This window comes from Microbacterium sp. LS_15 (assembly GCF_041954735.1).
GTDB lineage: Bacteria > Actinomycetota > Actinomycetes > Actinomycetales > Microbacteriaceae > Microbacterium.
Window position 1 is genome coordinate 1 of the sequence record NZ_JAVAYD010000022.1, and the last position, 21958, is coordinate 21958.

At 70.7% G+C, this 21958-nt stretch carries 23 protein-coding genes and 1 tRNA gene; 13 read left to right on the forward strand and 11 right to left on the reverse strand.

Features of this window, described 5'->3' with window-relative positions; translation table 11 throughout:
* The 4 genes from RAC69_RS16250 to RAC69_RS16265 all read left to right on the forward strand — a co-directional run.
* Positions 1-661: DUF4397 domain-containing protein (locus tag RAC69_RS16250; protein ID WP_375087747.1), on the forward strand; the 661-nt coding region annotated here is incomplete at its 5' end.
* The gene (locus RAC69_RS16255; protein WP_375087748.1) at positions 661-1818 is read left to right on the forward strand and encodes a glycosyl hydrolase family 8; all 1158 of its coding nucleotides are present in this window, start codon (positions 661-663) and stop codon (positions 1816-1818) included. The genes RAC69_RS16250 and RAC69_RS16255, both read left to right, overlap by 1 nt.
* Positions 1818-2438, forward strand: coding sequence for a class F sortase (locus tag RAC69_RS16260; RefSeq protein WP_375082804.1), 621 nt, complete (start codon positions 1818-1820; stop codon positions 2436-2438). The genes RAC69_RS16255 and RAC69_RS16260 overlap by 1 nt, the downstream gene beginning before the upstream one ends.
* Before the next feature lie 18 nt (positions 2439-2456).
* A complete protein-coding gene (locus tag RAC69_RS16265; protein ID WP_375087749.1) occupies positions 2457-3248 on the forward strand; it encodes a polyprenol monophosphomannose synthase in 792 nt (263 codons plus the stop codon).
* A 45-nt stretch (positions 3249-3293) separates the two neighbouring features.
* Here RAC69_RS16265 and RAC69_RS16270 read toward each other — a convergent pair whose 3' ends face one another.
* Both RAC69_RS16270 and RAC69_RS16275 read right to left on the reverse strand, forming a co-directional pair.
* Complete coding sequence (locus RAC69_RS16270) at positions 3294-4136, reverse strand: MerR family transcriptional regulator (protein ID WP_375087750.1); 843 nt, start codon at positions 4134-4136, stop codon at positions 3294-3296.
* A gap of 45 nt (positions 4137-4181) precedes the next feature.
* Positions 4182-5081: a LysR family transcriptional regulator gene (locus RAC69_RS16275; protein ID WP_375087751.1), complete on the reverse strand. Its 900-nt coding sequence runs from the start codon at positions 5079-5081 to the stop codon at positions 4182-4184.
* 89 nt (positions 5082-5170) lie between these two features.
* Between RAC69_RS16275 and RAC69_RS16280 the strand changes: the two genes are divergently transcribed.
* Both RAC69_RS16280 and RAC69_RS16285 read left to right on the forward strand, forming a co-directional pair.
* The gene (locus RAC69_RS16280; RefSeq protein ID WP_375087752.1) at positions 5171-5857 is read left to right on the forward strand and encodes a type 1 glutamine amidotransferase domain-containing protein; all 687 of its coding nucleotides are present in this window, start codon (positions 5171-5173) and stop codon (positions 5855-5857) included.
* Positions 5858-5910: 53 nt separating this feature from the next.
* Entirely contained in the window at positions 5911-6501 is a 591-nt protein-coding gene (locus RAC69_RS16285; RefSeq protein WP_375087753.1) for a hypothetical protein, read from the forward strand.
* 105 nt (positions 6502-6606) lie between these two features.
* On the opposite strand, the gene RAC69_RS16290 is transcribed toward RAC69_RS16285, so the two are convergent.
* Positions 6607-6936 carry a hypothetical protein gene (locus RAC69_RS16290; protein WP_341933462.1) on the reverse strand — a complete coding sequence of 110 codons (330 nt, stop codon included), beginning with the start codon at positions 6934-6936 and terminating at the stop codon, positions 6607-6609.
* Here RAC69_RS16290 and RAC69_RS16295 point away from each other — a divergent pair.
* From RAC69_RS16295 to RAC69_RS16315, 5 genes are all read left to right on the forward strand, one after another.
* Positions 6935-7672: a hypothetical protein gene (locus RAC69_RS16295; RefSeq protein WP_375087754.1), complete on the forward strand. Its 738-nt coding sequence runs from the start codon at positions 6935-6937 to the stop codon at positions 7670-7672. The genes RAC69_RS16290 and RAC69_RS16295 overlap by 2 nt on opposite strands.
* A gap of 68 nt (positions 7673-7740) precedes the next feature.
* A complete protein-coding gene (locus tag RAC69_RS16300; protein ID WP_375087755.1) occupies positions 7741-8052 on the forward strand; it encodes a hypothetical protein in 312 nt (103 codons plus the stop codon).
* A gap of 135 nt (positions 8053-8187) precedes the next feature.
* The gene (locus RAC69_RS16305) at positions 8188-8676 is read left to right on the forward strand and encodes a putative immunity protein (RefSeq protein ID WP_375087756.1); all 489 of its coding nucleotides are present in this window, start codon (positions 8188-8190) and stop codon (positions 8674-8676) included.
* Between the two features lie 431 nt (positions 8677-9107).
* The gene (locus RAC69_RS16310) at positions 9108-9947 is read left to right on the forward strand and encodes a hypothetical protein (RefSeq protein WP_375087757.1); all 840 of its coding nucleotides are present in this window, start codon (positions 9108-9110) and stop codon (positions 9945-9947) included.
* Positions 9948-9981: 34 nt separating this feature from the next.
* Positions 9982-10206 carry a hypothetical protein gene (locus tag RAC69_RS16315; protein ID WP_375087758.1) on the forward strand — a complete coding sequence of 75 codons (225 nt, stop codon included), beginning with the start codon at positions 9982-9984 and terminating at the stop codon, positions 10204-10206.
* A 914-nt stretch (positions 10207-11120) separates the two neighbouring features.
* On the opposite strand, the gene RAC69_RS16320 is transcribed toward RAC69_RS16315, so the two are convergent.
* Both RAC69_RS16320 and RAC69_RS16325 read right to left on the reverse strand, forming a co-directional pair.
* Positions 11121-11211, reverse strand: a tRNA-Ser gene (locus RAC69_RS16320).
* Positions 11212-11360: 149 nt separating this feature from the next.
* Complete coding sequence (locus tag RAC69_RS16325) at positions 11361-12407, reverse strand: hypothetical protein (protein WP_375087759.1); 1047 nt, start codon at positions 12405-12407, stop codon at positions 11361-11363.
* Positions 12408-12502: 95 nt separating this feature from the next.
* Here RAC69_RS16325 and RAC69_RS16330 point away from each other — a divergent pair, with 95 nt between their 5' ends.
* A complete protein-coding gene (locus tag RAC69_RS16330) occupies positions 12503-13279 on the forward strand; it encodes a hypothetical protein (protein WP_375087760.1) in 777 nt (258 codons plus the stop codon).
* 148 nt (positions 13280-13427) lie between these two features.
* On the opposite strand, the gene cydC is transcribed toward RAC69_RS16330, so the two are convergent.
* From cydC to RAC69_RS16355, 5 genes are all read right to left on the reverse strand, one after another.
* Positions 13428-15107 carry a thiol reductant ABC exporter subunit CydC gene (gene cydC / locus RAC69_RS16335; protein WP_375087761.1) on the reverse strand — a complete coding sequence of 560 codons (1680 nt, stop codon included), beginning with the start codon at positions 15105-15107 and terminating at the stop codon, positions 13428-13430.
* Positions 15104-16756, reverse strand: coding sequence for a thiol reductant ABC exporter subunit CydD (gene cydD / locus RAC69_RS16340; RefSeq protein WP_375087762.1), 1653 nt, complete (start codon positions 16754-16756; stop codon positions 15104-15106). The genes cydC and cydD overlap by 4 nt, the downstream gene beginning before the upstream one ends.
* A complete protein-coding gene (gene cydB, locus RAC69_RS16345; RefSeq protein WP_375087763.1) occupies positions 16753-17781 on the reverse strand; it encodes a cytochrome d ubiquinol oxidase subunit II in 1029 nt (342 codons plus the stop codon). Before cydB ends, cydD begins: the two co-directional genes overlap by 4 nt.
* Positions 17782-17795: 14 nt before the next feature.
* Positions 17796-19211, reverse strand: coding sequence for a cytochrome ubiquinol oxidase subunit I (locus RAC69_RS16350; RefSeq protein ID WP_341933372.1), 1416 nt, complete (start codon positions 19209-19211; stop codon positions 17796-17798).
* Positions 19212-19301: 90 nt separating this feature from the next.
* On the reverse strand, positions 19302-19946 hold the full coding sequence (locus RAC69_RS16355) for a helix-turn-helix transcriptional regulator (RefSeq protein ID WP_375087764.1): 645 nt from the start codon (positions 19944-19946) through the stop codon (positions 19302-19304).
* A 100-nt stretch (positions 19947-20046) separates the two neighbouring features.
* On the opposite strand from RAC69_RS16355, the gene radA reads away from it, so the two are divergent.
* The gene (gene radA / locus RAC69_RS16360) at positions 20047-21414 is read left to right on the forward strand and encodes a DNA repair protein RadA (RefSeq protein WP_341933370.1); all 1368 of its coding nucleotides are present in this window, start codon (positions 20047-20049) and stop codon (positions 21412-21414) included.
* Positions 21415-21508: 94 nt separating this feature from the next.
* On the opposite strand, the gene RAC69_RS16365 is transcribed toward radA, so the two are convergent.
* A complete protein-coding gene (locus RAC69_RS16365; protein ID WP_375087765.1) occupies positions 21509-21919 on the reverse strand; it encodes a dehydrogenase in 411 nt (136 codons plus the stop codon).
* Positions 21920-21958: the final 39 nt, after the last annotated feature.

The window sequence follows — 21958 nt, forward strand, 5'->3', positions numbered from 1 at the left end:
CACGAAGTCCGTCGACGTGCGCGTCTCGGCCGTGCGCGGCGGATCGACGCTCTTCGAGCTCGACGGCGTCGGCTACGGCGACGTCTCGACCTACCAGGAGCTCCCGGCCGGGTCGTACACGGTCAGCATGGTGCCTGCCGGTTCGTCGGGGTCGGACGTGCCCGTGATCTCGGAGACGGTGACGGTCGACGCCGGCACCGCGACGACGGTCGCGGCCTACGGACCGACCGACGACCTGCAGGTGCGGGCGTTCGACGACGACCTGTCGCAGCCTGCGGCCGGTTCGGCCCGCATCCGCCTCATCCAGGCGTCGACGATCACGCCGGAGGTCGACGTCACGACCGCGCAGGGCGACCCGATCGCGAAGGATGCGAAGGCCGGATCGGCCACCGGATACGCCGAGATCCCCGCCGGCGACTGGACCCTCGACCTCACCGGCAAGGGCGTGCAGGACACCGCGGACGTGTCGGTCGCCGCGGGCAGCGTCACGACGCTGTTCGTGCTCGACACCTCCAGCGGCGGACTCACGATCCTGCCGATCCTCGACAGCGCCTCCGTGGGAGACGTGCCGGATGGCGGCGTCGACACGGGCGGCGGCTACCTCGCCCACGCCGAGGCCGACGGAACGGCTCCGGCGAAGCAGGTGCGGGAGGCGCTCTGATGCGCCGCCCCGCTCTGATCGCGATCGCCGCGGCCGCCGTGGTGGTGACGGCGGGGACCGCGGCGGTCGCCGTCGGCCTGAACACCGCCGACACCGGCCCGCCCGACTCGTCGCCCGCCGCCACCTCGTCGCCCCTGCCTCCGGAGGAGACGCGGGCACCTGATCTCGTCGCCGCCGACCTCGCGACCTCGTTCCTCGACGAGTGGGTCGAGGACGGACGCGTCGTCCGGCGCGACGAAGGCGGCGACACCGTCAGCGAAGGCCAGGCGTACGGACTCTTCGCGGCCCTGCTCGCCGACGACGAGCAGCGCTTCGACGAGGTCTGGGACTGGACGCGCGCCGAGCTGCTGCGCCCCGACGGGCTCATGGCCTGGCGGTGGGACGACGGGAAGGTCGTCGACGACGAACCGGCGACCGATGCCGACCTCGACGCCGCCCGCGCTCTCGTGCTGGCGGGGGACCGCTTCGGGCGCGAGGACCTGCGCGCGGAGGGCGTGGAGCTCGCGACCGTGATCGCCGACCGCCTCACGGTGCAGACCGCGCAGGGACGCATCCTTCTGCCCGGGTTGTGGGCGGCCGACCGCGAGCCGTACGCCTACAACCCCAGCTATGCGTCGCCCGTGGCGTTCCAGGTCCTCGGTGCGGCGACGGGCGATCCGCGCTGGGCCGAACTGCAGGCGGGCAGCGCTCAGGTCACCGGCACGATCCTCGATGCCACTGATCTGCCGCCCGACTGGGCCCAGGTGCACGCCGACGGACTCGTCGAGCCCATGCCGGGGCCGCGCGGTGGAGGCGATCCCGTGCAGTACGGGTTCGACGCGCCGCGGCTCCTGCTGCGGTACGCGGAGTCCTGCGATCCCGCCGACGTGGCTCTCGCCGGTCGTCCCCTCGCCACCCTCGATCGGGAGGACGAGCTGGCGTCGCGCCTGGATCTCGGGGGCGGCTCCCTGTCGTCCGACGAGTCGGCCTTCGCCTACACCGCGCGCGCAGCATCCGCCTCCGCGAGCGGCGACGCCGAGGCGGCCTCCTCCGACCTCGAGCGCGCCGCGCAGTTCAGCGTGCGGTATCCGACCTACTACGGAGCGTCCTGGGTCATGCTGTCGACCGCGATGCTCACCGACGACGCGCTCGGCGGCTGCGGGACGGGAGAGGTCTGATGCGCGGGGCCGGTGGGATGCGCACCCTCGCGGCGATCGGCGTGCTCGCCGTATCGCTGGTCCTCGCGGCGTGCGGCGCTACCGGCCCGGCATCCCCCGCCCCGTCGGCCACCGCCCAGAGCGGGTTCTCGGCCGGCGGGCTGCAGGATCCTGCCGCGCCCACGCCCCCGGCACAGGACGCCGTGCCGACGCGCGTCTCGATCCCCGCGCTCGGCGTGGATTCGACGCTCGAGGACCTGACGCTCGACGGCACCGGTCGCCTCACCGCCCCCGTCGACTACGACCTCGCCGGGTGGTACTCGGGCGGCGTCGTCCCCGGTGCGGTGGGACCGGCGATCATCGCCGGCCATGTCGACTCGCCGTCGGCGCCTGCCGTCTTCGCCGGTCTCGGCTCGCTCGCCGTCGGCGACGAGATCGTCGTCACCCTGTCGGACGGATCGGAGCGCGTGTTCGCGGTGAGCGACAGCATCCAGTCCGCCAAGGCCGAATTCCCGACCTCGTCCGTGTACAGCAACGTGCCGACCCCGGAACTGCGGCTCATCACCTGCGGGGGCGTCTTCGACCCCTCGACGGGGCACTATCTCGACAACCTCATCGTCTTCGCCGAACTGCAGAGCTGACACTTCGAAAGGACCGCCATGAACGAGACGCTCGTCATCATCCCCACCTACAACGAGATCGAGAACATCGAGTCGATCGTCGACCGGGTGCTCGCAGCGGCCGACGCCGACATCCTGATCGTCGACGACGCGTCGCCCGACGGGACCGGCGAGCTCGCCGACGCCCTGGCCGAGCGGCACCCCGCGGTCTCCGTGCTGCACCGCACCGAGAAGGACGGGCTGGGCGGCGCCTACCTCGCGGGGTTCGCCTGGGGATTGGAGCGCGACTACTGGGCGCTGGTCGAGATGGATGCCGACGGCTCGCACCGCCCGGAGGAGCTGCCCCGACTGCTGGAGCAGCTCATCGACCACGACCTCGTGCTCGGCTCCCGCTGGGTGCCGGGCGGGAAGGTCGTCAACTGGTCGCGGCACCGTGAGATCCTCAGCCGCGGTGGCAACCTGTACGCGCGCCTCGCCCTGGGGATCGACGTCCGCGACTCGACGGGCGGCTACCGCGTGTTCAGCGCGGCCGCCCTGCGCCGGATCGACCTCTTCGACGTCGCATCCCAGGGCTACTGCTTCCAGGTCGACCTGCTGTGGCGTGCGCTCGAGCGGGGACTCCGCGTCGTCGAGGTGCCGATCACGTTCGTCGAGCGCGTGCACGGCGAGTCGAAGATGAGCGGCGCGATCGTCACCGAGTCGCTCAGCCTCGTCACCTGGTGGGGTCTGCGTCGTCGGTTGGCCGGGATCGCGCTCTTCCTCCGCCACGGTCAGCGCCTGCGCTCGGTGCGGGCGCTGTCGCACCGGATGCTTCCTCCCGTCCAGCCGTGAGCAGGCGGCGGGTCCGACCAGCGGCCGGGCCCGCCGCCGCTGCCCTCAGACGCGCTCGACCGGCGCCTGGAGCTCGGTGAGCCAGTCGGGGCCGGGCTCGTGCCCGTCGGCCTCCAGGTAGACCTCGCGGGTGGGGCCGACCACGCGGTAGCCGTCGGCGACGATCTGCTGCATGAGCGTCGACCACGACTCCTCGATGCCGCTCATGTCGCCGCGGTGCTGCAGGGTCGCGGCGATCGGCACGTCGGGGAGCTCGACGACGTCGTACCCGTCGCCCGCGACGGGCTCGGCCTCGGCGGGGTACGAGACGTGCACGCCGAAACTCTCCTCGCCCTCCGCGTCGTACCAGAAGATGCCCGGCTCCAGGAGGGGACGGCCCGCGGCTTCGAGCGCCCGGTCGAGTCCTCCGATGAGCGGACCGATGAGCGGGCTGACGTTCTCCGGTCCCATTCCCGGAGCGGTGCCGTGCGCGGCGTAGACCGTGACGGCGGGGACGTGCTTGTAAGCGACCTGCGACATGATGTCTCCTTCGAGGTGACGGAGTCGTCGCTCGATCCGGGCGAGGCGCAGGCGGTCCGCGGCGATCGACCCCTCGAGGTCGTGCCGACGCTCGACGAGGACGGTGCGCAGCGCAGCATCCTGATCCTCGGCGGTCGTCAGCTCCGCGATGCGATCCAGTCCGACCCCGAGCTCCCGCAGCTCCACGATCGTCAGCAGCAGGGGCAGCTGGTCGATCGAGTAGGAGCGGTAGCCGGTGCGGGCGTCGACCCGCGTGGGTGCCAGGAGGCCGATCGCGTCGTAGTGCCGCAGCATGCGCACGCTCACCCGTCCCAGGGCGGCGAATTCTCCGATGGTGTACATGATGTCGACCACACTCGACCATGACACAGTGTGAGGGTCAAACACATCCGGTCGCGGGACCGAACGGTGCGGTCACAGCACCGTCGTCGCCTCGCGCAGCGCCCGCTCGATGAGCGCGGCGGCCGGTGCGACCGGGCCGGGGCGCCGCACGAGGAAGACCGTGTTGATGGGCGGGTCGTCGCTCGGGCGCAGCTCGATCAGGCGCCCGTCGGCGAGCTCCTCCGCGATCAGGTAGGTGGGCAGCACTGTGACGCCCGCACCGGCGACGGCCGCCGCGGCGAGCGCGCGCAGGTCGGGGGCGACGAGGGCGGGCTTCCGCTCCAGCCGGATGCCGAACGAGTGACGCCAGAACCGTCGGAGGATCGGCAGGTCGTGGCCGTAGGCGAGGAGAGGGTGCTCGTCGAGGTCGCTCGCGCGCAGCTCGGCGGAGGGACGGATGCCGTGCTGCGGTGACGCGACGAGGGCGAACTCCTCGTCGAACAGCGGCATGGCGGGCAATGTCCGCCCACGAGGGCGCACGGCGGAGACGACGACATCCAGCTCGCCGTTCCTGAGTCGGTCGAGCAGGTCGTCGGCGAGTCCCGTCGTCACGGCGAGCAGCATCCCGCCGGCGACGAGAGGACCGACTGCGGGAAGGCCGACCGCGGCGAGGAACTCCGACGCCCCGCCGAGGCGGACCGGCGCCGCCGGTGCGTCCGGGCGGGCCCCGACCGCCTCGGCCAGCGCGTCGAGCGGACCGGCGATGCGGCCGGCGAGCTCGTCCGCGCCCGGTGTCGGACGGATGCCGCGCGCGTGCCGTTCGAACAGGGGCGCCCCGACGATCCCCTCGAGCGCCTGCAGGTGCACCGTGACCGAGGACTGGGCGACGCCGAGAGCCCGTGCCGCCGCGGAGACCGAGCCGTGCCGGTACGCCGCGAGGAAGGTGCGCCAGAGCTGCACGTCTCGCAGCCCATCGAAATTCCGATCGGACATATCACGAACCTATCGGAAGGGCGCGGCTCACATCGGGGTTGCAGACAGCATCCGGCTCAGCTGGCCGGCCGTCCGATCCAAGGAGAATCATGTCCACTGTCCTCTTCGTCGTCACCGGTGCGCGCACCTGGACCCTCGCCGACGGCACCGAGCACCCCACCGGATACTGGGCGGAGGAACTCCTCGCGCCCTACGACCTCCTCACCGAGGCCTGCCACGACGTCGCCTTCGCGACACCCGGCGGCGTCGCCCCGGTCGCCGACCCCGGCAGCCTGCGCGACGGGGATGCCGAGGCGATCGCCGCCATCGACGCTCTGCGCGCGCCCCTCGCGCTCGCCGACATCGACGCGTCCGCGTATGACGCCGTCTACTACCCGGGCGGGCACGGCCCGATGCAGGATCTCGCGGTCGACGCGGACTCCGCCGCCGTGATCGCCGAGACGGTCGCGGCCGGCCGTCCGCTCGTCGCCGTCTGCCACGGTCTCGCCGCCCTCCTCCCGGTGACGACCGGGACCGCCGAGCCGCTCGTCTCCGGGCGACGGATCGCCGCGTTCACCGACGAGGAGGAGCGCATCGGCGGACTCGCCGACAGGGCCCCGTTCCTCCTGGAGTCGTCGCTGCGCACGCTCGGCGCCGATGTGGTCGTCGCAGACCGGTGGAGCGAGCACACGGTCGTCGACGGCACCCTCATCACCGGCCAGAACCCGCAGTCCTCGGCATCCACCGCCCGCGCGCTCATCGCCGCGCTCTCCGAGGGAGAGGACGCACGCGCCTGAGGCGACCGCTCGTCCTTTCTCGACGGCGACCCCTGCGGTGAGAGACTGAGGGCATGCGACAGGGATCGGGCGGGAGGGTCGGCGCGCGGCGTGGCGTCCCGCGCGGCGCCCGCCCGCCCCGGATCAGGCCGGAACCGCCGCACGTGCCCGTGGAGGAGATGCGCGAACGGATGTCGTCGTACATCTACGGCAACATCACCGTGCTCGCCGCCGCCCTCGCCGTGAGCCCGCATCAGATCGACGACGGCGCAGCGGTGTGGGCAGTGCTGGCGACGGGGGTGCTGACGTTCCTCGCGCACGTGCTCGCCCACCTCGTCGCGCAGGGGTTCGGCGAGACCGACGAGGAGGACGCCCCGTCGGCGCGCGGCGCCGCCGCCCGCGCCGTCGTCAGCCGGGCTCGCCCGATCGCCACCTCGGCGCTCATCCCCGCGCTCGTGTACGGCGCCGCGTGGGCCGGGTGGATCGCTCCGGTCTGGGCTCAGGCGGCAGCCGTGGGGATCCTCGCCGTGCGCCTCGCCTTCGTCGGGGTGTTCATGCAGCGGTACAGCGGCAGGAAGCTGACGATGTCGGGGCTCTGGGGTGGCGTCGTCCTCGCGGCGGTCGCCATCGGCATCGGGGTCGCGAAGCTCGTGCTCACCCACTGACCGCAGCATCTCACGACCCGTCGCGGGCGTCGGTCGGCAATGGCCGCGTAGGTCTCGCGTGCACCCTCGCGGACGAGCGTGGGGCGACCGGAGAGCCGGTGCCGTCTAGGCGTCCGAGGACTCGATCTCGGCGGGGCTCAGCACCTCGTCGACCAGCGCGATGCCGCCGCTCGTATTCGCCGAGTGGACGAGCTGCTCGATCCACTTCATGCTGATCTGCGGAGCCTCGGGCTCGTCGAACACGAATCGCAGCGGGATCGAGGGGTGGATCCAGATCGTCGAGCGGCCGCCCGGTTCGCCTTCGGCGTGCTTCCATGAGAGCGTGAAGGACTCGTTGCGGCGGAGCTTCGTCGCGATGACGATCTTGAGATGCGCGAGGGCGCGATCCTCGATGTGGATCGGCACATCGCTCGGTCCGTAGATGAGTGTCGCCATGTTCTCAGCCTACTTACTAACTAACTTACTTACCTATCGGCGCGGCGGTCGGTCCGCCCACCGCCGCGCCCCGAAGGAGCAGCCCGTGCGTCAGAACCCGCCCGCGAGCAGACTGGCCGTCGCGATCGCCGTCGTACTGACGGCTTTCTTCCTCTGGGCGGCGCTCGTGCGTCCGCTGATCGCCGGCGAATCCCCCGCCGCGACCCTGCTGGTGTTCGCTGCGGGAGTGGTGCTCGCCGGCCTGATCATCTGGATCGTTCTCGGCCGCATCCAGCGGCTGCAACGCGCCCAGCGGCGGGCCCTCGCGGAGTCTGAGCCGCAGGCGCGCGTGTTCGGGTCCTACGCGCTGAGCGGCGTCGCCGCGCTCCTCGCGCGCACGATCCCCGCGCTGGGTCTCGGGGCCGCGCCTCGAGGTCTGTCGACGTCGAGCCCGACGGGCGTGATCGACCCCTCCGGGTTCCGCCTGGTCCGCGGCGGCGCACGACTGCTCACCGCGTACATCGTGCCGCGCGACCGGATCGCAGCCGTCACGCTCGGCGGTATCCAGGAGGGAGCTTTCCTCTACCCGACGCTGGTCCTCATCGTCTCGGACGGCGCCGGACAGGCCGCGATCCCCGTGCCGGTGACGCGGGACGGATCACCCCTGCGCCGCGAGACGCCCGACGGCATGGACCGTCTCATCGCCGATGCCGCTCGCATCTGGGGCGTTCCGGTCATCGGCGACGCCGTCACGTAATCGGTGCCGACTCGGCGAGGACGGGGACGTCCATGCCCGGACCCGACAACGCTGACTAAGCTCTTCCCGTGTCACAGATTCCCCCGCCGCGCCGTCGTCGAGCCCTCGGCTGTGGAATCGCGGCAACCGCGGTGGCACTCGTGGGGATCGTGCCGACAGCGATCGTCTTCGTCCTCGCTTCTGCGATGGATCCGAACTACGGATGGCTGCTGTTCATCACGTTACCGATCGCGGTCTTCTTCGGCTCCGTCGCCCTCGTGCTCGGCGTCATCGGAATCGCGTTCGCTCTCACCGACCGGGGCGGGTATGCGTGGCCGATCGTCGGAATCGCCCTCGGTGCGGCGCAGTTGATCCCCGCGGCCGCGCTCTTGACGGGCTGATCATTCGCCCCGCTCGAGGACATCACCGGTCGGCGGATCCGGGGAGCTCCCGTCCTCGACTCCGGGCAGCGGGCTGATTCTGCCGGTGTCAGACGGAACAATGGGGCCAGGGGCGGCGACGAGATCGATCTGACGATGGACGAGCTGCGGGCCGTCGTGCGCTTCGCTGCCGACTGCGCTCAGGGACTGCTCCCGGAGTTCGAGGCTGTTGCCCCTAACGACTCCCGGCCGCGTGAGGCCTTGGCCGCGGCGAGGATCTTCGCTGAGGGTGCCGCTCGATCGAACCGGCAGCGCACCGCGGCCTTCGCCTCGCACCTTGCGGCGAAGGCGGTCGCCGAGGAGACCGCACAGCTCGCGGCTCTCGCCTGCGGAGATGCTGCGGCGTCCGCCTACCTCCACCCGATCGCGAAGGCATCGCAGGTCGGTCACATCCTTCGGGCCGCAGCCTGCGCCGCCCGCGTTGCGGAGCTCAGGATGGGCGCCACACGCGAGGCGGTTCTCGCCCTGGCGGCACGTGCGACATCGCCCGTGCCCGAGATACTCCGTCGGTATCCGTCCGCCCCGGCCGGTAGCTCCCGAGTGGCGCAGCTCATGAGCGAACTCGACGCCGCGATTCGGGGCTGAGCTCGCGGTCTGGGGAACCCCGTCCAGATCGGTCACGGCGATGTCATCGGCCGTACCTCAACCGGAGAACTGTGGGGATACTGCGGAACGAGCAACGGGCTCGGCGCAGGGCAACGACTCGGCCAGGGATGGAACCAGTTCTCGACGATCTTCGGCGGTGGTGACTACAACGGCGACGGCTGGGGCGCATACGGCGTCATCTCCTCACCTGTAGCGCTCGATTGCCGCCGAACGGTCGACAGACGATTGGGCAACGCGACCCCGACGAAAGTTTGTCCTCCCAAATGCCGACAGATTCGCGCGATGAGTCGACGTACGTTGAAAGGAGATAACCGGAGAGAGCGGGCGGCGAAGGAGCTTCCCTCGCGGCTCGCGGACATCGATTGGAATATCCATTGCGCACTACAAGAAACCCACTGCTGACGTTGGCCGTGGTCGCTTCATTCGTCGGGGTCGGTGCATTCGCCGCCGGACCGGCTGTGGCGGCCGAGGACAGCTTCGACCCGTTGTCCATTGTCGAGTCCCAGGGGCTGCTGCAGTCGCCGCAGGGGTCGGTGGACCAGCAGTCGCTCAAGGCGGCGGCGGGGGCGGACCTCTCTGACGCTGAGACGTTCGTGGCCCCGGTGGACATCGTCCCCGTGACCGATGCACCGGCTTCCGCGTCTGACAACGCCACGGTGTACACCGCGGATGATCACGGCTTTGTGACCGGCGTGGGCACCAGCGGGACGAACGCCGGATTCATCGTCCTTCAGGACGAGACCGCTCCGAGCACTTACAGCTTCGAGATCGGTGCGGCCGACGCCTCGCTCACTCTCAACGACGACGGCTCGGTCACCGTGACGGATGCCGCGGGGAACTTCGTCAACTACATCGAGACGCCGTGGGCGCGGGACGCCGACGGAAGGGACCTGCCGACGTCCTACAGCGTCGAGGGGAACATCCTCACGCAGACCGTTTCCACGGAAGGCGCGGCGTTCCCCGTCGTGGCTGACCCGACGACGGGTTGTGGACCCGGCTGGTGCTCGATCTACTTCAACAGGAACGAGACCAAGGCCATCGCCGCGGGCGGGCCGACCGCAGCTACCGCGATTGCGGCCGGATGTGCCGCTATCAACTTCGGCTTCGGTGGACTTTGCGCACTGGGCTGGGGCGTCGCCGCCGCAGTCGCACAGGGGGCGTACGCTGCCGGCAACTGCCTCGGCTGGTTCTACACCCCCGTCGGCAACAACCCGTTCGTCGAGCCCCGTGGCACCGTCCACTGCCCGTGATTAGACTGGCCAACGTTCGATCGGAGGAGCACCCATGTTCAACAAGATCACCCGAAAGACGCACCGGCGAGTATCGCTTCTGATTGCAGTCGTCGCCGTCATTCTCACGCCGCTCCTGGTGATGGGAGTCATCCCGGGCTACGTCGGAGTGATGGCCTTCGTCGCCGTCGCGGCATGGATCGCCATAGGTGCCGCCGCATCGCGTTCGGCCGCGTGGGTACCGTCCCACGCACACACCGCTGCCCAAACGGATAGTTAGTCCTGACCGGATTCAATGGGGCCTCTCTCGACGTCGGGTGAGGCCCCTTCTGTGCCGCCAGAGGCTGGCAGAATAAAGCCCCGACCCACCGGTGCCCGAGAACCCTCACACATCTCATCCGGTGAAGCGCGAGATCCATACCCTCCGTAACGACGCGGGGCCCTCCACGGGCGACCACCGCCGGCAGCGACACCCGTACCTCTCGCCGCGTCGCTGACCGCACGCGTGCCGAAGTCTGCCGCCGAGACGGGTTCCTCTGCACCTACCGCGGTGGCCGGACCATCCCGCGCTGCATACTCGTCGCGATCAGCGACGTGTTCCCCGACGACTTCCCGTACTACGCTCACTACCGCCGCGGCACCGTGCCCCCCCCCCCGTACTGGGCGCTCGCACCCGAAGCCCACCACGTGCTCGCCCATGCCACCGGCGGATCGAGCGACGCTGCGGACCTCACGACCGTCGGTCAGCTTCTTCGATGACGGAGCCTCGTGGACACTCGTGCATGCGATCGGCGCGATCGTGCCGGGCGTGAAGTTCGCGCCGAGCAGCAGACCGAGTGAGCTCGTGTCTGGACTTGATCGTTGTTCGCGTGTTGTTCTGACGAAGAGAGATCGCGAAGCTGCGCGGCATGTTCCAGACGTTCGGCTCGCTCGTCTTGTGCCCGCGTGCGAGCCGCGAGCGCTGAGTTACCGCAACCCGTCGCCTGAGCATGACGTAAGGTCCCACATCCCAGTGTGTCCCACGGGATTCGGGGCCTTCGTGGTGGCGGTGGCGGGGGGATCTGAACGCAGATCGCATCAGCATCTCGGGAATCCTGGAGGCGGATCCCATCGAGGCATCATCGGAATCTGCACCACGGATGCACCACGCCCGCCCCGGATACGGAAAAACCCCCGATTTCTCGGGGGTTTCCATGGCGGTGACGGTGGGATTTGAACCCACGGTAGGGGGTTACCCTACACAACTTTTCGAGAGTTGCACCTTCGGCCGCTCGGACACGTCACCGCGGACAAGCTTACGACACCGCGCCCCGCGGCGCGAATCGGCATCCTTCCCTCGCTCGGGTGGCACCCGCTGCCGCACTCCTCGAGGAATCCCGCAGGAGGCGCCACCTCACCCCGCAGCAGGCGCCGACCCAACCCGCGCACCCCGCCTCACCAGGGCCGCGCGACCTCCGCGTGCGTGCGCAGGATGCCCTCGGTCGTGCCCGCGGGCGCGCGTCCGATGCCGCACTCGGTCGCGACGCCGAACTCCGGCACGTACCGCTGCGCGACCGCGATGCGCTTCTCGGCCCCCGCCGCGGCGTCCTCGCGGTGCACGAGGCCGAGGTACAGCTCGCCGCCGTAGGCGAGGTCGGCGAGCGGCGCGAAGTACGCGTCGTCGTCGCGCTCGATCGGTACGGGCAGGTGCAGCCAGGTCAGCTCGCGCCCGGATGCCGCGACCACGGCGTTCGCGTAGCGCACGAGGTTCGCGGCGTCCGTCGGCTCGAAGAAGTGCTTCTCGGCGACGTCGCCGTAGCAGAGGTGCACGCCGACCTCGACGTCCACCGGGACGGCGTCGATGAGTTCCGCGAGCTGGGCGACGAGCCCGGGGAACGGGTCTCCCTCCCACCACACGTCCATGACACGACCGAAGGCGGGCGCGGCCTCGATGACGCCCATCTCGCTCGCGACATCCCACTGGATCGCGAGGTCGTCGTGCGGGATCGCCGCGAGGATGCCGTCGAGCTCACGCCGCAGGGCGGCCGTGTACACGGGAGCGATCGCGGCGCGGTCGTCCCCGAAGAAGAACGAGGTCACCACGGCGACCGGCGTCGGCAGCGAGACCTGGAAGCGGGTGCCCTCCGGAACGACGCCCTCCCCGCGCAGACGCGTGAAGATCGCGTACGACTCGATCGCGGCATCCGCGTAGCCGAGGGCGGGAAGACGGATGCCGGCGGCATCCACCCCCTCGCCGATGCGCAGCGGACGCGCGTCGATCCCGGCCGGGAACGGGACGGGTTCGTCGCCGATGCGCTCGATCCCCTCCGCCTCGCCGAGCACGTCGGGCTGGAACATGATCCAGTGGAAGCGCTTGCCCACCTCGCCGTCGGGGATGCGACGCAGCCGCGTGCCGAGGACCTCCGCCGCCGTGCGGATCGTCGTCTCGGCATCGTCGTAGTTCACACTGCCCACGAGGAGGGCGCCCAGCGGCTGAGTCATGTCCCCAGGGTATCCCCGCGATTTTGTCCGGTCGCCGGGTCCCGGCGACGCCACGGCATCCAAGTTAGGATTGCCTAAACGGGAGGATGCGCACCATGGCTTTCATCACGTCGGCGGCTCTCGCCGAGACCGGATACGTCGTCCTCGACGATCACGACCAGACCGCCGACCCCGCCGAATGGCTCGACCTGCAGTACATCGGCTGGCGGTCGTCGGGCGTCACCCGGTTCGCACCGCTCGCCAGCTACGCGGGCGACATCGAGTGCAACGGCTTCTGGAACCACACCCCACCCCGCACCGACAAGGACGGCGTGTGGGTGCCGTCGCAGGTCGCGCTCGCCCCGACGCTGCAGCGCCGCGCCCTCGAACCCGGCGCCGGCGTCGGCCGCTGCCGCGTGATCGAACTGCAGCCCAACACCTACGCCGACGCGATCTACAACCTGCACCAGGACGACAACAACCGCCTCAACGACGACGGCACCGGGTGGGTCGTCCGCGGGTACTACAACCTCACCGACGACCCCGACTCCCTGCTCATCCTGCGGTCCGACCGATTCGACCCGGCGACCGAGATCAGGATGCCGCTGCACGCCGGATCTCGCATCATCGTCGACACGCAGCGTTTCTGGCACGCGGTGTGGCACCGGGGCGTCGCCCCGCGCTTCGCGCTCATCACCTCGTGGACCTCGGGTCCGGAGCTCGACGCGTACATCGCGGCGAACCACGGCGATCCGCACCCGGCGACCGTGGACCTCGACCCGCAGCTCGTCGACGAGGCGCAGCGGGAACTGCACCGCCGCATCGAGGAACGCCGCCGCGTCTTCGAAGCGCAGGGCATCGTGATGGAACCCCGCGCCGACCTCAGCGTCTGACGACAGTCACCGCGTTTCGTCTCGTCGCTGCGCTCCTCGCTCAACGACCCGCGGGGACGGGCACCGGTCGTTGAGCGAGCGGAGTGAGCGCCGTACTGAGCGAGCGGAGCGAGTCGAAGTGACGAAAAGCGCGACGAACCCCGCGGCGTCAGACGGTGCGGCCGTCGTCGAGGCGCACGACGCGGTCGACGCTGCCCGCCGGCGGGGCGACATGCGAGATGAGCAGGACCGACTGCACCCCTGCCGCGCCCAGCAGATCGGCGAGCAGGGCGTCCGAGGCGTCCGGGTCGACGCCGGCCGTCGGCTCGTCGAGCACGAGGACGGGGAATCCGCGCAGCAGCGCCCTGGCGAGCGCGATGCGCTGAGCCTGTCCGCCCGACACGAGGCCGCCGCGGTCGCCGACCCGCGCGTCCAGTCCGCCGCGGTCGCGCACCCACTCTCCGAGGCCGACCCGGTCGAGCACGGCGAGCTGCTCCTCGTCGGTGGCGGTGTCCCTGGCGAACAGCAGGTTCTGCCGGATGTCCTCGTCGAACAGCTGCGGGCTCTGCTCGCACAGACCGATCGTCCGCCGCAGTGCCTCGCCCGACAGCGCCGACGCGTCGGTGCCGCCGACGGTGTAGGTCCCCTCCGCGCGCAGGAACCCCACGAGTACGGCGGCGAGCGAGCTCTTGCCCGCCCCGCTCGGCCCTGACACCAGCACCCGCTCCCCCGGTCGCAGCTCGAGGTCGACCCCGCGCAGCGCAGGCGCACCGCCCGGCCACTCCGCCCGCACAGCGTGCAACCGCAGCGCGGGCGTCCCGTCGATCTCCGTGTCGGCACCGTCGTCGGAACGCAGCTGCTCCGGCATCCGGTCGGGGAGCACGTCGACGATGCGCTCGGCGCTCGCGCGCACGCTCCGCCAGGATGCCGCGGCGATCGGCACCGCCCCGAACACCTCGAACACCACCATCGGCACGAGCACCGCGACCGCGAGCCACGGACCGTCGATGACCCCGGTGACGAGACCGGGAGCGGCGGCGGCGAGCGCCCAGACGGAGGCCGCGCCCGCGACGGCCGACACGACTCCCGCGGCGACGGCCTGCGCGAGCGAGGCCCGACCCACGGCGCGCCGCAGTGCGGCATCCGCCTGCTGCACCCGCTCGCGGGCCTGGGATTCGGCTCCGTAGGCGAGCAGCACGTCGAGTCCGCCGATGTAGTCGGTGAGCGCGGCGGTGAGGTCACCGCGGCGGGTCGACACGACGGCTTCGGCCCGCGAGCCGAACAGCCAGCCGAGACCGACGGCGGCCAGCGCGGCGACGACGAGGCACACCGCGAGCGTGAGCGCGGCGGGCACCGACACGAACAGCAGGAATCCGACGGCGCCGAGCGCGACGACGCCCGAGACCGCCAACGGCTGCACCACCCGCAGGGGCAGGTTCTGCAGGTTCTCGACGTCGTCGACGAGGGCCGACAGCACCCGTCCGTGGTCGGTGCGTCCGAGACCCGCGGGCGACAGGGGCGTGAGCCGGCGCACCATGTCGGCGCGCGTCGTCGACAGCTGCCGCAGGGCGGCGTCGTGTCCGCTCAGGCGTTCGAGATACCGGGTGACCGCGCGCGTCACAGCGAAGAACCGCACGCCGACGACCGCGATCGACAGGGGCACGAGCGAGTCGACGATCGACGCGCTGACGATCAGCCAGCCGCTCACCGCGAGCAGGCTCACCGCGGCGCCCGCCGACAGCACCCCCCACACGAGCCCGGGCAGGAAGCGCAGGAACGGCGGCTGCGCGAGCCTCAGCACCTCGCGGATGCGGTCGGCGCGCGACACGGAGCGGATGCCGTCGCTCACACTCTCACCCCCAGCTCCACGATCCGGTCGGCGATGCGGCGGGCCGAGCGGCGGTGCGACACGACGAGCACGGTGGCTCCGGCATCCGCGCGTTCGCGCAGCGAGTCCCACAGCCGCTGCTCGGTCTCGGCGTCGAGCGCGCTCGACGGCTCGTCGAGAGCGAGCACCGCGTCGGGCCGACGAGCCTGGCGGTACAGCGCGCGGGCGACGGCGACGCGCTGCGCCTGGCCTCCGGAGAGGCCGCTCCCCTGCACGCCGAGCTCCAACGAGGGGTCGAGGTCGTCGGCGCAGGCCGCGTCCAGCGCGCGGCGGACGGCGACGGCATCCGGCGCCTCGTCGCCGAGGGAGACGTTCGCGGCGATCGTCCCGCGGCTCAGCTGCGGGCGCTGCCCCGCCCACGCCAGCCAGTCGGCGGGCGACAGCCCGCGAGCGTCGATGCCGCCGACGGTGGCGGCCCCGTCGAACGCGACGGCCCCGCGCAGCGCGGCGAGCAGGCTGGACTTGCCGGCTCCGCTCGGCCCCTCGATGAGCGTGATCGTTCCGGGCGTCGCCTCGAACGACACGGGTGGGAGATCCCGCACGCGGAGGTCGGTGACCTCGAGCAGACTCCCGGCGCGTTTCGTCTCGTCGCTGCGCTCCTCGCTCACCGACCTTCCCCCGGTCGTTGAGCGAGCGGAGCGAGACGAAACGCGGTGAGCCGACGCCCCCGCCTCGTCGAGCACCGCGAAGACGTCCTCGGTCGCGGCTACGCCCTCCGCGGCGGCGTGGAACTGCACGCCGACCTGGCGGATCGGCAGGAACGCCTCCGGGGCGAGCAGCAGCACGAACAGCCCGACCTCGAGCGACAGGTCACCCGACAGCAGCCGGAATCCCACCGCCACCGCGATGAGCGCGACGGCGAGCGACGACAGCAGCTCCATCGCGAAGCCCGACAGGAACGAGAACCGCAGCACCTTCATGGTCTCGCGGCGGTACTCGTCGGCCGTGTGCTCGATCTGCGCGGCGGCGCGACGCTCGCGGCCGAACAGCCGCAGGGTCGCGAGCCCCTGCACGGTGTCGGCGAACCGCGCCGCGAGCCGCTGCAGCGTCTGCCACTGGCGGCGCTGCACGGTGCGGGTCGCGATGCCGATGAGGATGAGGAAGAGCGGGATCAGCGGCAGGGTGATCGCGGCCGTCAGTCCGCTCGGCCAGTCCTGCCACCACATCACCGCGAGGATCACCGGGGTCGCGGTGACCGTGAGCACGAGCTGCGGGATGTACCGGGCGAAGTACGCGTCGAGGGCTTCGAGCCCGTGCCCTGCCGTGACGGCGATCTCGGTGCGGTTCCGCTGCGCGAGCCAACCAGGGCCCAGTCGGCCGATCGCCGCGATGAGGGCTGCGCGCAGCTGCATTCCCGTCTTCGCCGCCGCCCGTGTGCCCGCCGCGTCGGACGCCGCGATCAGCGCGCCGCGCAGCAGCGCGAGACCCAGGAGCCACAGCAGGGATGCCGTCACGTCGCGTCCCGCGAGGGCGCCGGTCACGGCATCCGTGAGCATCCAGGCGAAGGCGACGGTGACCGCCGTCTGCACGACGCCGATCACGCCCGACAGGAGCAGGAACCCCCGTGCGGCGCTCGCGTACCGGACGAGCCGAATGTCGACGGGTTTCACGCGTGCGCCGGAGCCCCCTCGATCGAGCGGCGGGTGACGCGCTTGCGGAACACCCAGTAGGTCCACGCCTGGTAGGCGAGCACGAGCGGGGTCGCGATCAGCGCCGTCCAGCTCATGATCTCCAGCGTATATCGCGTGCTCGACGCGTTAGCGATCGTCAGGCTGTACGCGGGGTCGATGGTCGACGGCATCACGTACGGGAACAGCGCCGCGAACAGCATCACGACCGCGAGCATCACCGTGACCATGCCGGCGAAGAACGCCCAGCCGTCGCGCCGCACGAGCGACAGCCCGACGGCGGCGAGCAGGGCGACCGCGGCGAGCGCCCCGGCGCCGAGCACGAGCCACAGCAACGGCGCCTCGCGGTTCATGGCGATGACGGCCGTCCACACGACGGTGCCGGCGGCCGCGAGCACGGTGGGTCCGGCGACGAGCTTCGCGAGCCGATGCGCGTCCTCGTGCACGGGTCCGTCGGTCTTGAGCGCGACGAAGAGCACCCCGTGCAGGAAGAACAGCAGCAGCGTGGTCACCCCCACGAGCAGTGCATACGGGTTGAGCAGCGCGAAGAACCCGCCGACGTAGATGTGGTCGGCGTTCAGCGCGACGCCCTGCACGATGTTGCCGAACGCGACGCCCCACAGCAGTGCGGGCACGACGGAGCCGATCACGATCATGCGGTCGAACCCGCGCTTCCACGCGAGGCTGTCGCGCTGATGGCGGTACTCGAACGAGACGCCGCGCAGGATCAGCGCGAGCAGGATCAGCAGCAGCGGCAGGTAGAACCCGCTGAACAGCGTGGCGTACCACTCCGGGAACGACGCGAACAGCACGGCGCCGGCGACGATGACCCACGTCTCGTTGAGGTCCCACACCGGGCCGATCGTGTTGATGACCTGGCGGCGTGAGACGTCGTCCTTGCCGAGGAACGGCAGCGACATGCCGACGCCGAAGTCGAAGCCGTCGAGCACGAAGTAGCCGACGAAGAAGAAGGCGACGATGAAGAACCAGAGCGTTGCGAGATCCATGGTGTTCCTTCCTCTCAGTACACGACCGACGGCAGCTGGGCCGTCTCCTCGTGGGGTTGCTCGTCGGTGTCGGGGCCCTTCTGCGCGGCCTTGACGATGAGGCGCACCTCGACGATCGCGAGCGAGGCGTAGATCGCCGTGAACGCGATGAGCGAGATCAGCACGTCGACTCCGGTGACGCCGGGTGAGACGCCGTCGCGGGTGGTCATGAGTCCGAAGACGATCCACGGCTGGCGGCCCATCTCGGTGAACACCCACCCCATGATGTTGGCGAGGAGCGCGAGCGGGAACGACCAGATCGCGAGCTTCCACATCCACGGCGCCGGAGGCTTCTTGGCGCCCTTGCGCGTCAGCCACAGGCCGACGACGGCGACGAGGCCGGCGGCCATGCCGAGGCCGATCATCCAACGGAACGCCCAGTACGTCACCCAGAGGATCGGCGCGAACTCGGTGAGGCCGGTGTCGGCGAACGTCGTCGCGTACTCGGCGTTGAGGTCGTTGATGCCGTGCACGCACGCGTCGAACGTGTGCGTCGACAGCAGCGACAGCAGGTACGGCACGCGGATGCTGAACAGCTCGGAGCTGCCGTCGGGGGTGCCGAGCGTGAAGAGACTGAAGGAGGCATCCGGCCCGCAGACCGTGTTGAACGTCGCCTCGGCCGCGGCCATCTTCATCGGCTGCGCCGCGTACATCGCGAGGCCCAGCTGGTCGCCCGTGAGCACGACGCCGGCGGTCGAGACGATCATCGCCCACAGGCCGAACTTCAGCGAGATGCGCATGGTGTCGAAGTGCTGCCCGCGGGCGAGGTGCCAGGCCGACACCGAGATCACGACGCCGGCGGCGAACATGAGCGCACCGAAGATCGTGTGCGGGAACGCGGCGAGCGCGACGGGGTTCGTGAGCAGCGCCCAGAAGTCGGTGAGCTCGGCGCGGTTCGTCTCGGGGTTGAAGACGTAGCCGACCGGGTTCTGCATGAACGCGTTCGCGGCGATGATGAAGTACGCCGACAGGATGCTGCCGATCGAGACGCACCAGATCGTGGCGAGGTGCAGCTTCTGCGGGAGCTTGTCCCAGCCGAAGATCCAGAGCCCGATGAACGTGGCCTCGAAGAAGAAGGCGAGCAGTCCCTCGAACGCGAGCGGGGCCCCGAACACGTCGCCCACGAACCGGGAGTAGTCCGACCAGTTCATGCCGAACTGGAACTCCTGCACGATGCCGGTGACGACGCCCATGGCGAAGTTGATGAGGAAGATCTTGCCGAAGAACCGCGTGAGGTGCAGGTACTGCACCTTCCCGGTGCGCACCCATGCCGTCTGGAAGATCGCCGCGACGAGCGCCATGCCGATCGTGAGGGGCACGAAGAGGTAGTGGTAGACGGTCGTGAGACCGAACTGCCATCGGGACAGTGCGAGCGGGTCGAGCCATTCCATGGGACCACTCCTTCTTCTCTGTCTGCGGGTACGCCGGTGAGAGGTCTGCCGCCCCCGTCGGGCGGCTGACCGTGGATCAGGTGACGCGCGCTAGGCGGCGGTCATCTCCGTGAGACGCAGCTGCACGACGCACTCCTCCGGCCGCGCGGAGTGCTCCGCGAGGTCGGTGGTGCGCACGGCCTCGGCGGCGAGCGGCCCACCGGCTTCGGTGAGCACCCCCTGCATGAGGCCGAGGTGCACGGAGCACAGCATCGGACGGTCTTCGGCACGACCCGCGGCATGCGGGCAGGGGCTGAGATCGACAGTGAGCTGCTCGTCGTCGACGACGGGCGCGAAGCCGCTCTCCTCCAGGTGTTCGATCAGGGCGTCCAGCTGATAGGTCGCGTCGCGACCGAGAGCGGATGCGGTGGCCGGCAGCATCCGACGCAGCAGATCGCCGCGCTGGGCCGCGGCCTTCGCCTTGTCGCGGGCGATCGGGCTGGATGCGTCGCCCGCGCCGGTGGCCGCACTGTAGAGGGTGCGCGGCCGGCCACGGGTGGTGCGGTGCTCGGTGGCCTGGATGACGTAGCCGCCCTCGATGAGGCGCTGCAGGTGCTCGCGCACCGTGTTGGGATGCAGTCCGGTGGCCTCGCACAGCTCGCCGATCGTGCGCTCGGCACGGCTCTGCACCAGATGCAGGATCCGCACCCGGGAGAACGTCGAGATCGGCCCGCAGACGGGCGCTCCGTTGGCCATGGATCCAGTATCCCGCGCCGGTCGGCGCCGTTCGAGGCTTCCGGCCGTGAATAATGCCCGCCGCGATAGGGATGTCGGATACCGGCGATAGCCTGGCTGCATGGCTGCCCGCAAACCCGCTCCTCCCGCGTACGTCTGCACGGAATGCGGGTGGACGACGGCGAAGTGGGTCGGCCGCTGCGCCGAGTGCCAGCAGTGGGGCACGGTGCAGGAGCAGGGCGCGCAGACGGGCATCCTCAGCCGCGTCACGCCGCTCGCGCCGAGCGCCGACCGGGCAGCGCGCCCCATCACGCAGATCACCACGACCGACGCGCCTCGGCGCACGAGCGGGGTGTCGGAGTTCGACCGCGTGCTCGGCGGCGGCATCGTGCCGGGGGCGGCGATCCTGCTGAGCGGTGAGCCGGGCGTCGGCAAGTCGACCCTGCTGCTCGAGGTCGCCGCGCGCGCCGCGCAGGCGGGGCGGCGCGTCCTGTATGCGAGCGCGGAGGAGTCGCCGGCCCAGGTGCGGCTGCGCGCGGAGCGCACCGGCGCTCTGCACGACGAGCTGTACCTGGCGAGCGAGACCGACCTGGCGACGATCCTCGGTCACATCGACGAGGTCGCGCCTCAGCTCGTCATCGTCGACTCGGTGCAGACGGTGTCGTCGTCGCTGATCGACGGAGCGGCCGGCCAGCCGAGCCAGGTGCGCGAGGTCGCCGCGACTCTGATCCGCATCGCGAAGGAGCGCGGGCTGCCGATCATCATCGTCGGTCACGTCACGAAAGACGGGCAGGTCGCCGGCCCCCGGGTGCTCGAGCACCTCGTCGACGTCGTCTGCCACTTCGAGGGCGACCGCCAGACGTCGCTGCGCTTCATCCGGGCGCTCAAGAACCGTTTCGGCCCGACAGACGAGGTCGGATGCTTCGAGATGACCGGAGACGGCATCGCCGAGGTCCCCGATCCCTCTGGCCTGTTCCTGTCGCAGGGCGAGACCGAGCCGGGCACGTGCGTCGCGATCTCCCTCGAGGGGCGCCGCGCCCTGCCGGTCGAGGTGCAGGCACTGACCGTCAACACCACGGCGCCGAATCCGAGACGCGTCGTGAACGGACTCGACTCGTCGCGGGTGGCCATGGTGCTGGCGATCCTCGAACGCCGCGCGCAGATCAAGACCAGCACGCTCGACGTGTACGTGTCGACCGTCGGCGGGGTGCGGTTCACGGAACCCGCCGCCGACCTCGCGATCGCCATCGCCGTGGCCGGGTCGATCCAGCAGATCTCGGTGCCGCGCACCGTCGCCGTCGTCGGTGAGCTCAGTCTCGCGGGCGAGATCAGGCCCGTGACGCAGTCGGCACAGCGGCGGTCGGAGGCCTCACGGTTGGGTTACGAGCAGGTCGTCGACGACCGTTCGAAGACGCTGCGCGCCGCGCTCAACGACGTCAGGGCGCGCAACACCTCGCGCCGTCGCGAGGGCGACATCCCGCCCTTCTGACACGCCCCCGCGGCACGGCCCTCGCCGCGCGAACCCACGGGTCGTCGAGCGAGCACGGCGCAGCCGAGCAAGACGAAACGGTCCCCCGCCCGGGTCAGGCGTCGAGGGCCTTGAGGATCTCGTCGGGCGAGGCCTGCATCGGGTGCGGTCCGGCGATGTCGAGGAACACCGTCGTGATCGGGTGCGCGGAGAGGAACTTCCGCAGCCAGTCGGCGCCGTAGATCCCCACTCCGGGCGGCAGGTTGGCCGGCTTGTTCTTCGCGTCGCTGAACAGCAGCAGCGCGAGGTCGCCGCTGTTCGGGTCGCGGTAGGTCCATACCTCGCCGCTGTCGAGCGGGTTGTCGCGGGCTCCGGGCGAGATGAGCGGCACGACGGTGGTGCCGTGCCGCAGGGCGAGGGCGACGGCCGCGACGTCCTGCTTCTCGAGCGCCTGGGCGAGAGCATCCGACCGGAAATCCTCGGGGGCGGGCTTGTTGTTGCCGTTCTTCGCCTTCTTCGCTGCCATGCCTCCAGCATATTCAGCGGACTCCAGGACGAGCCTCCG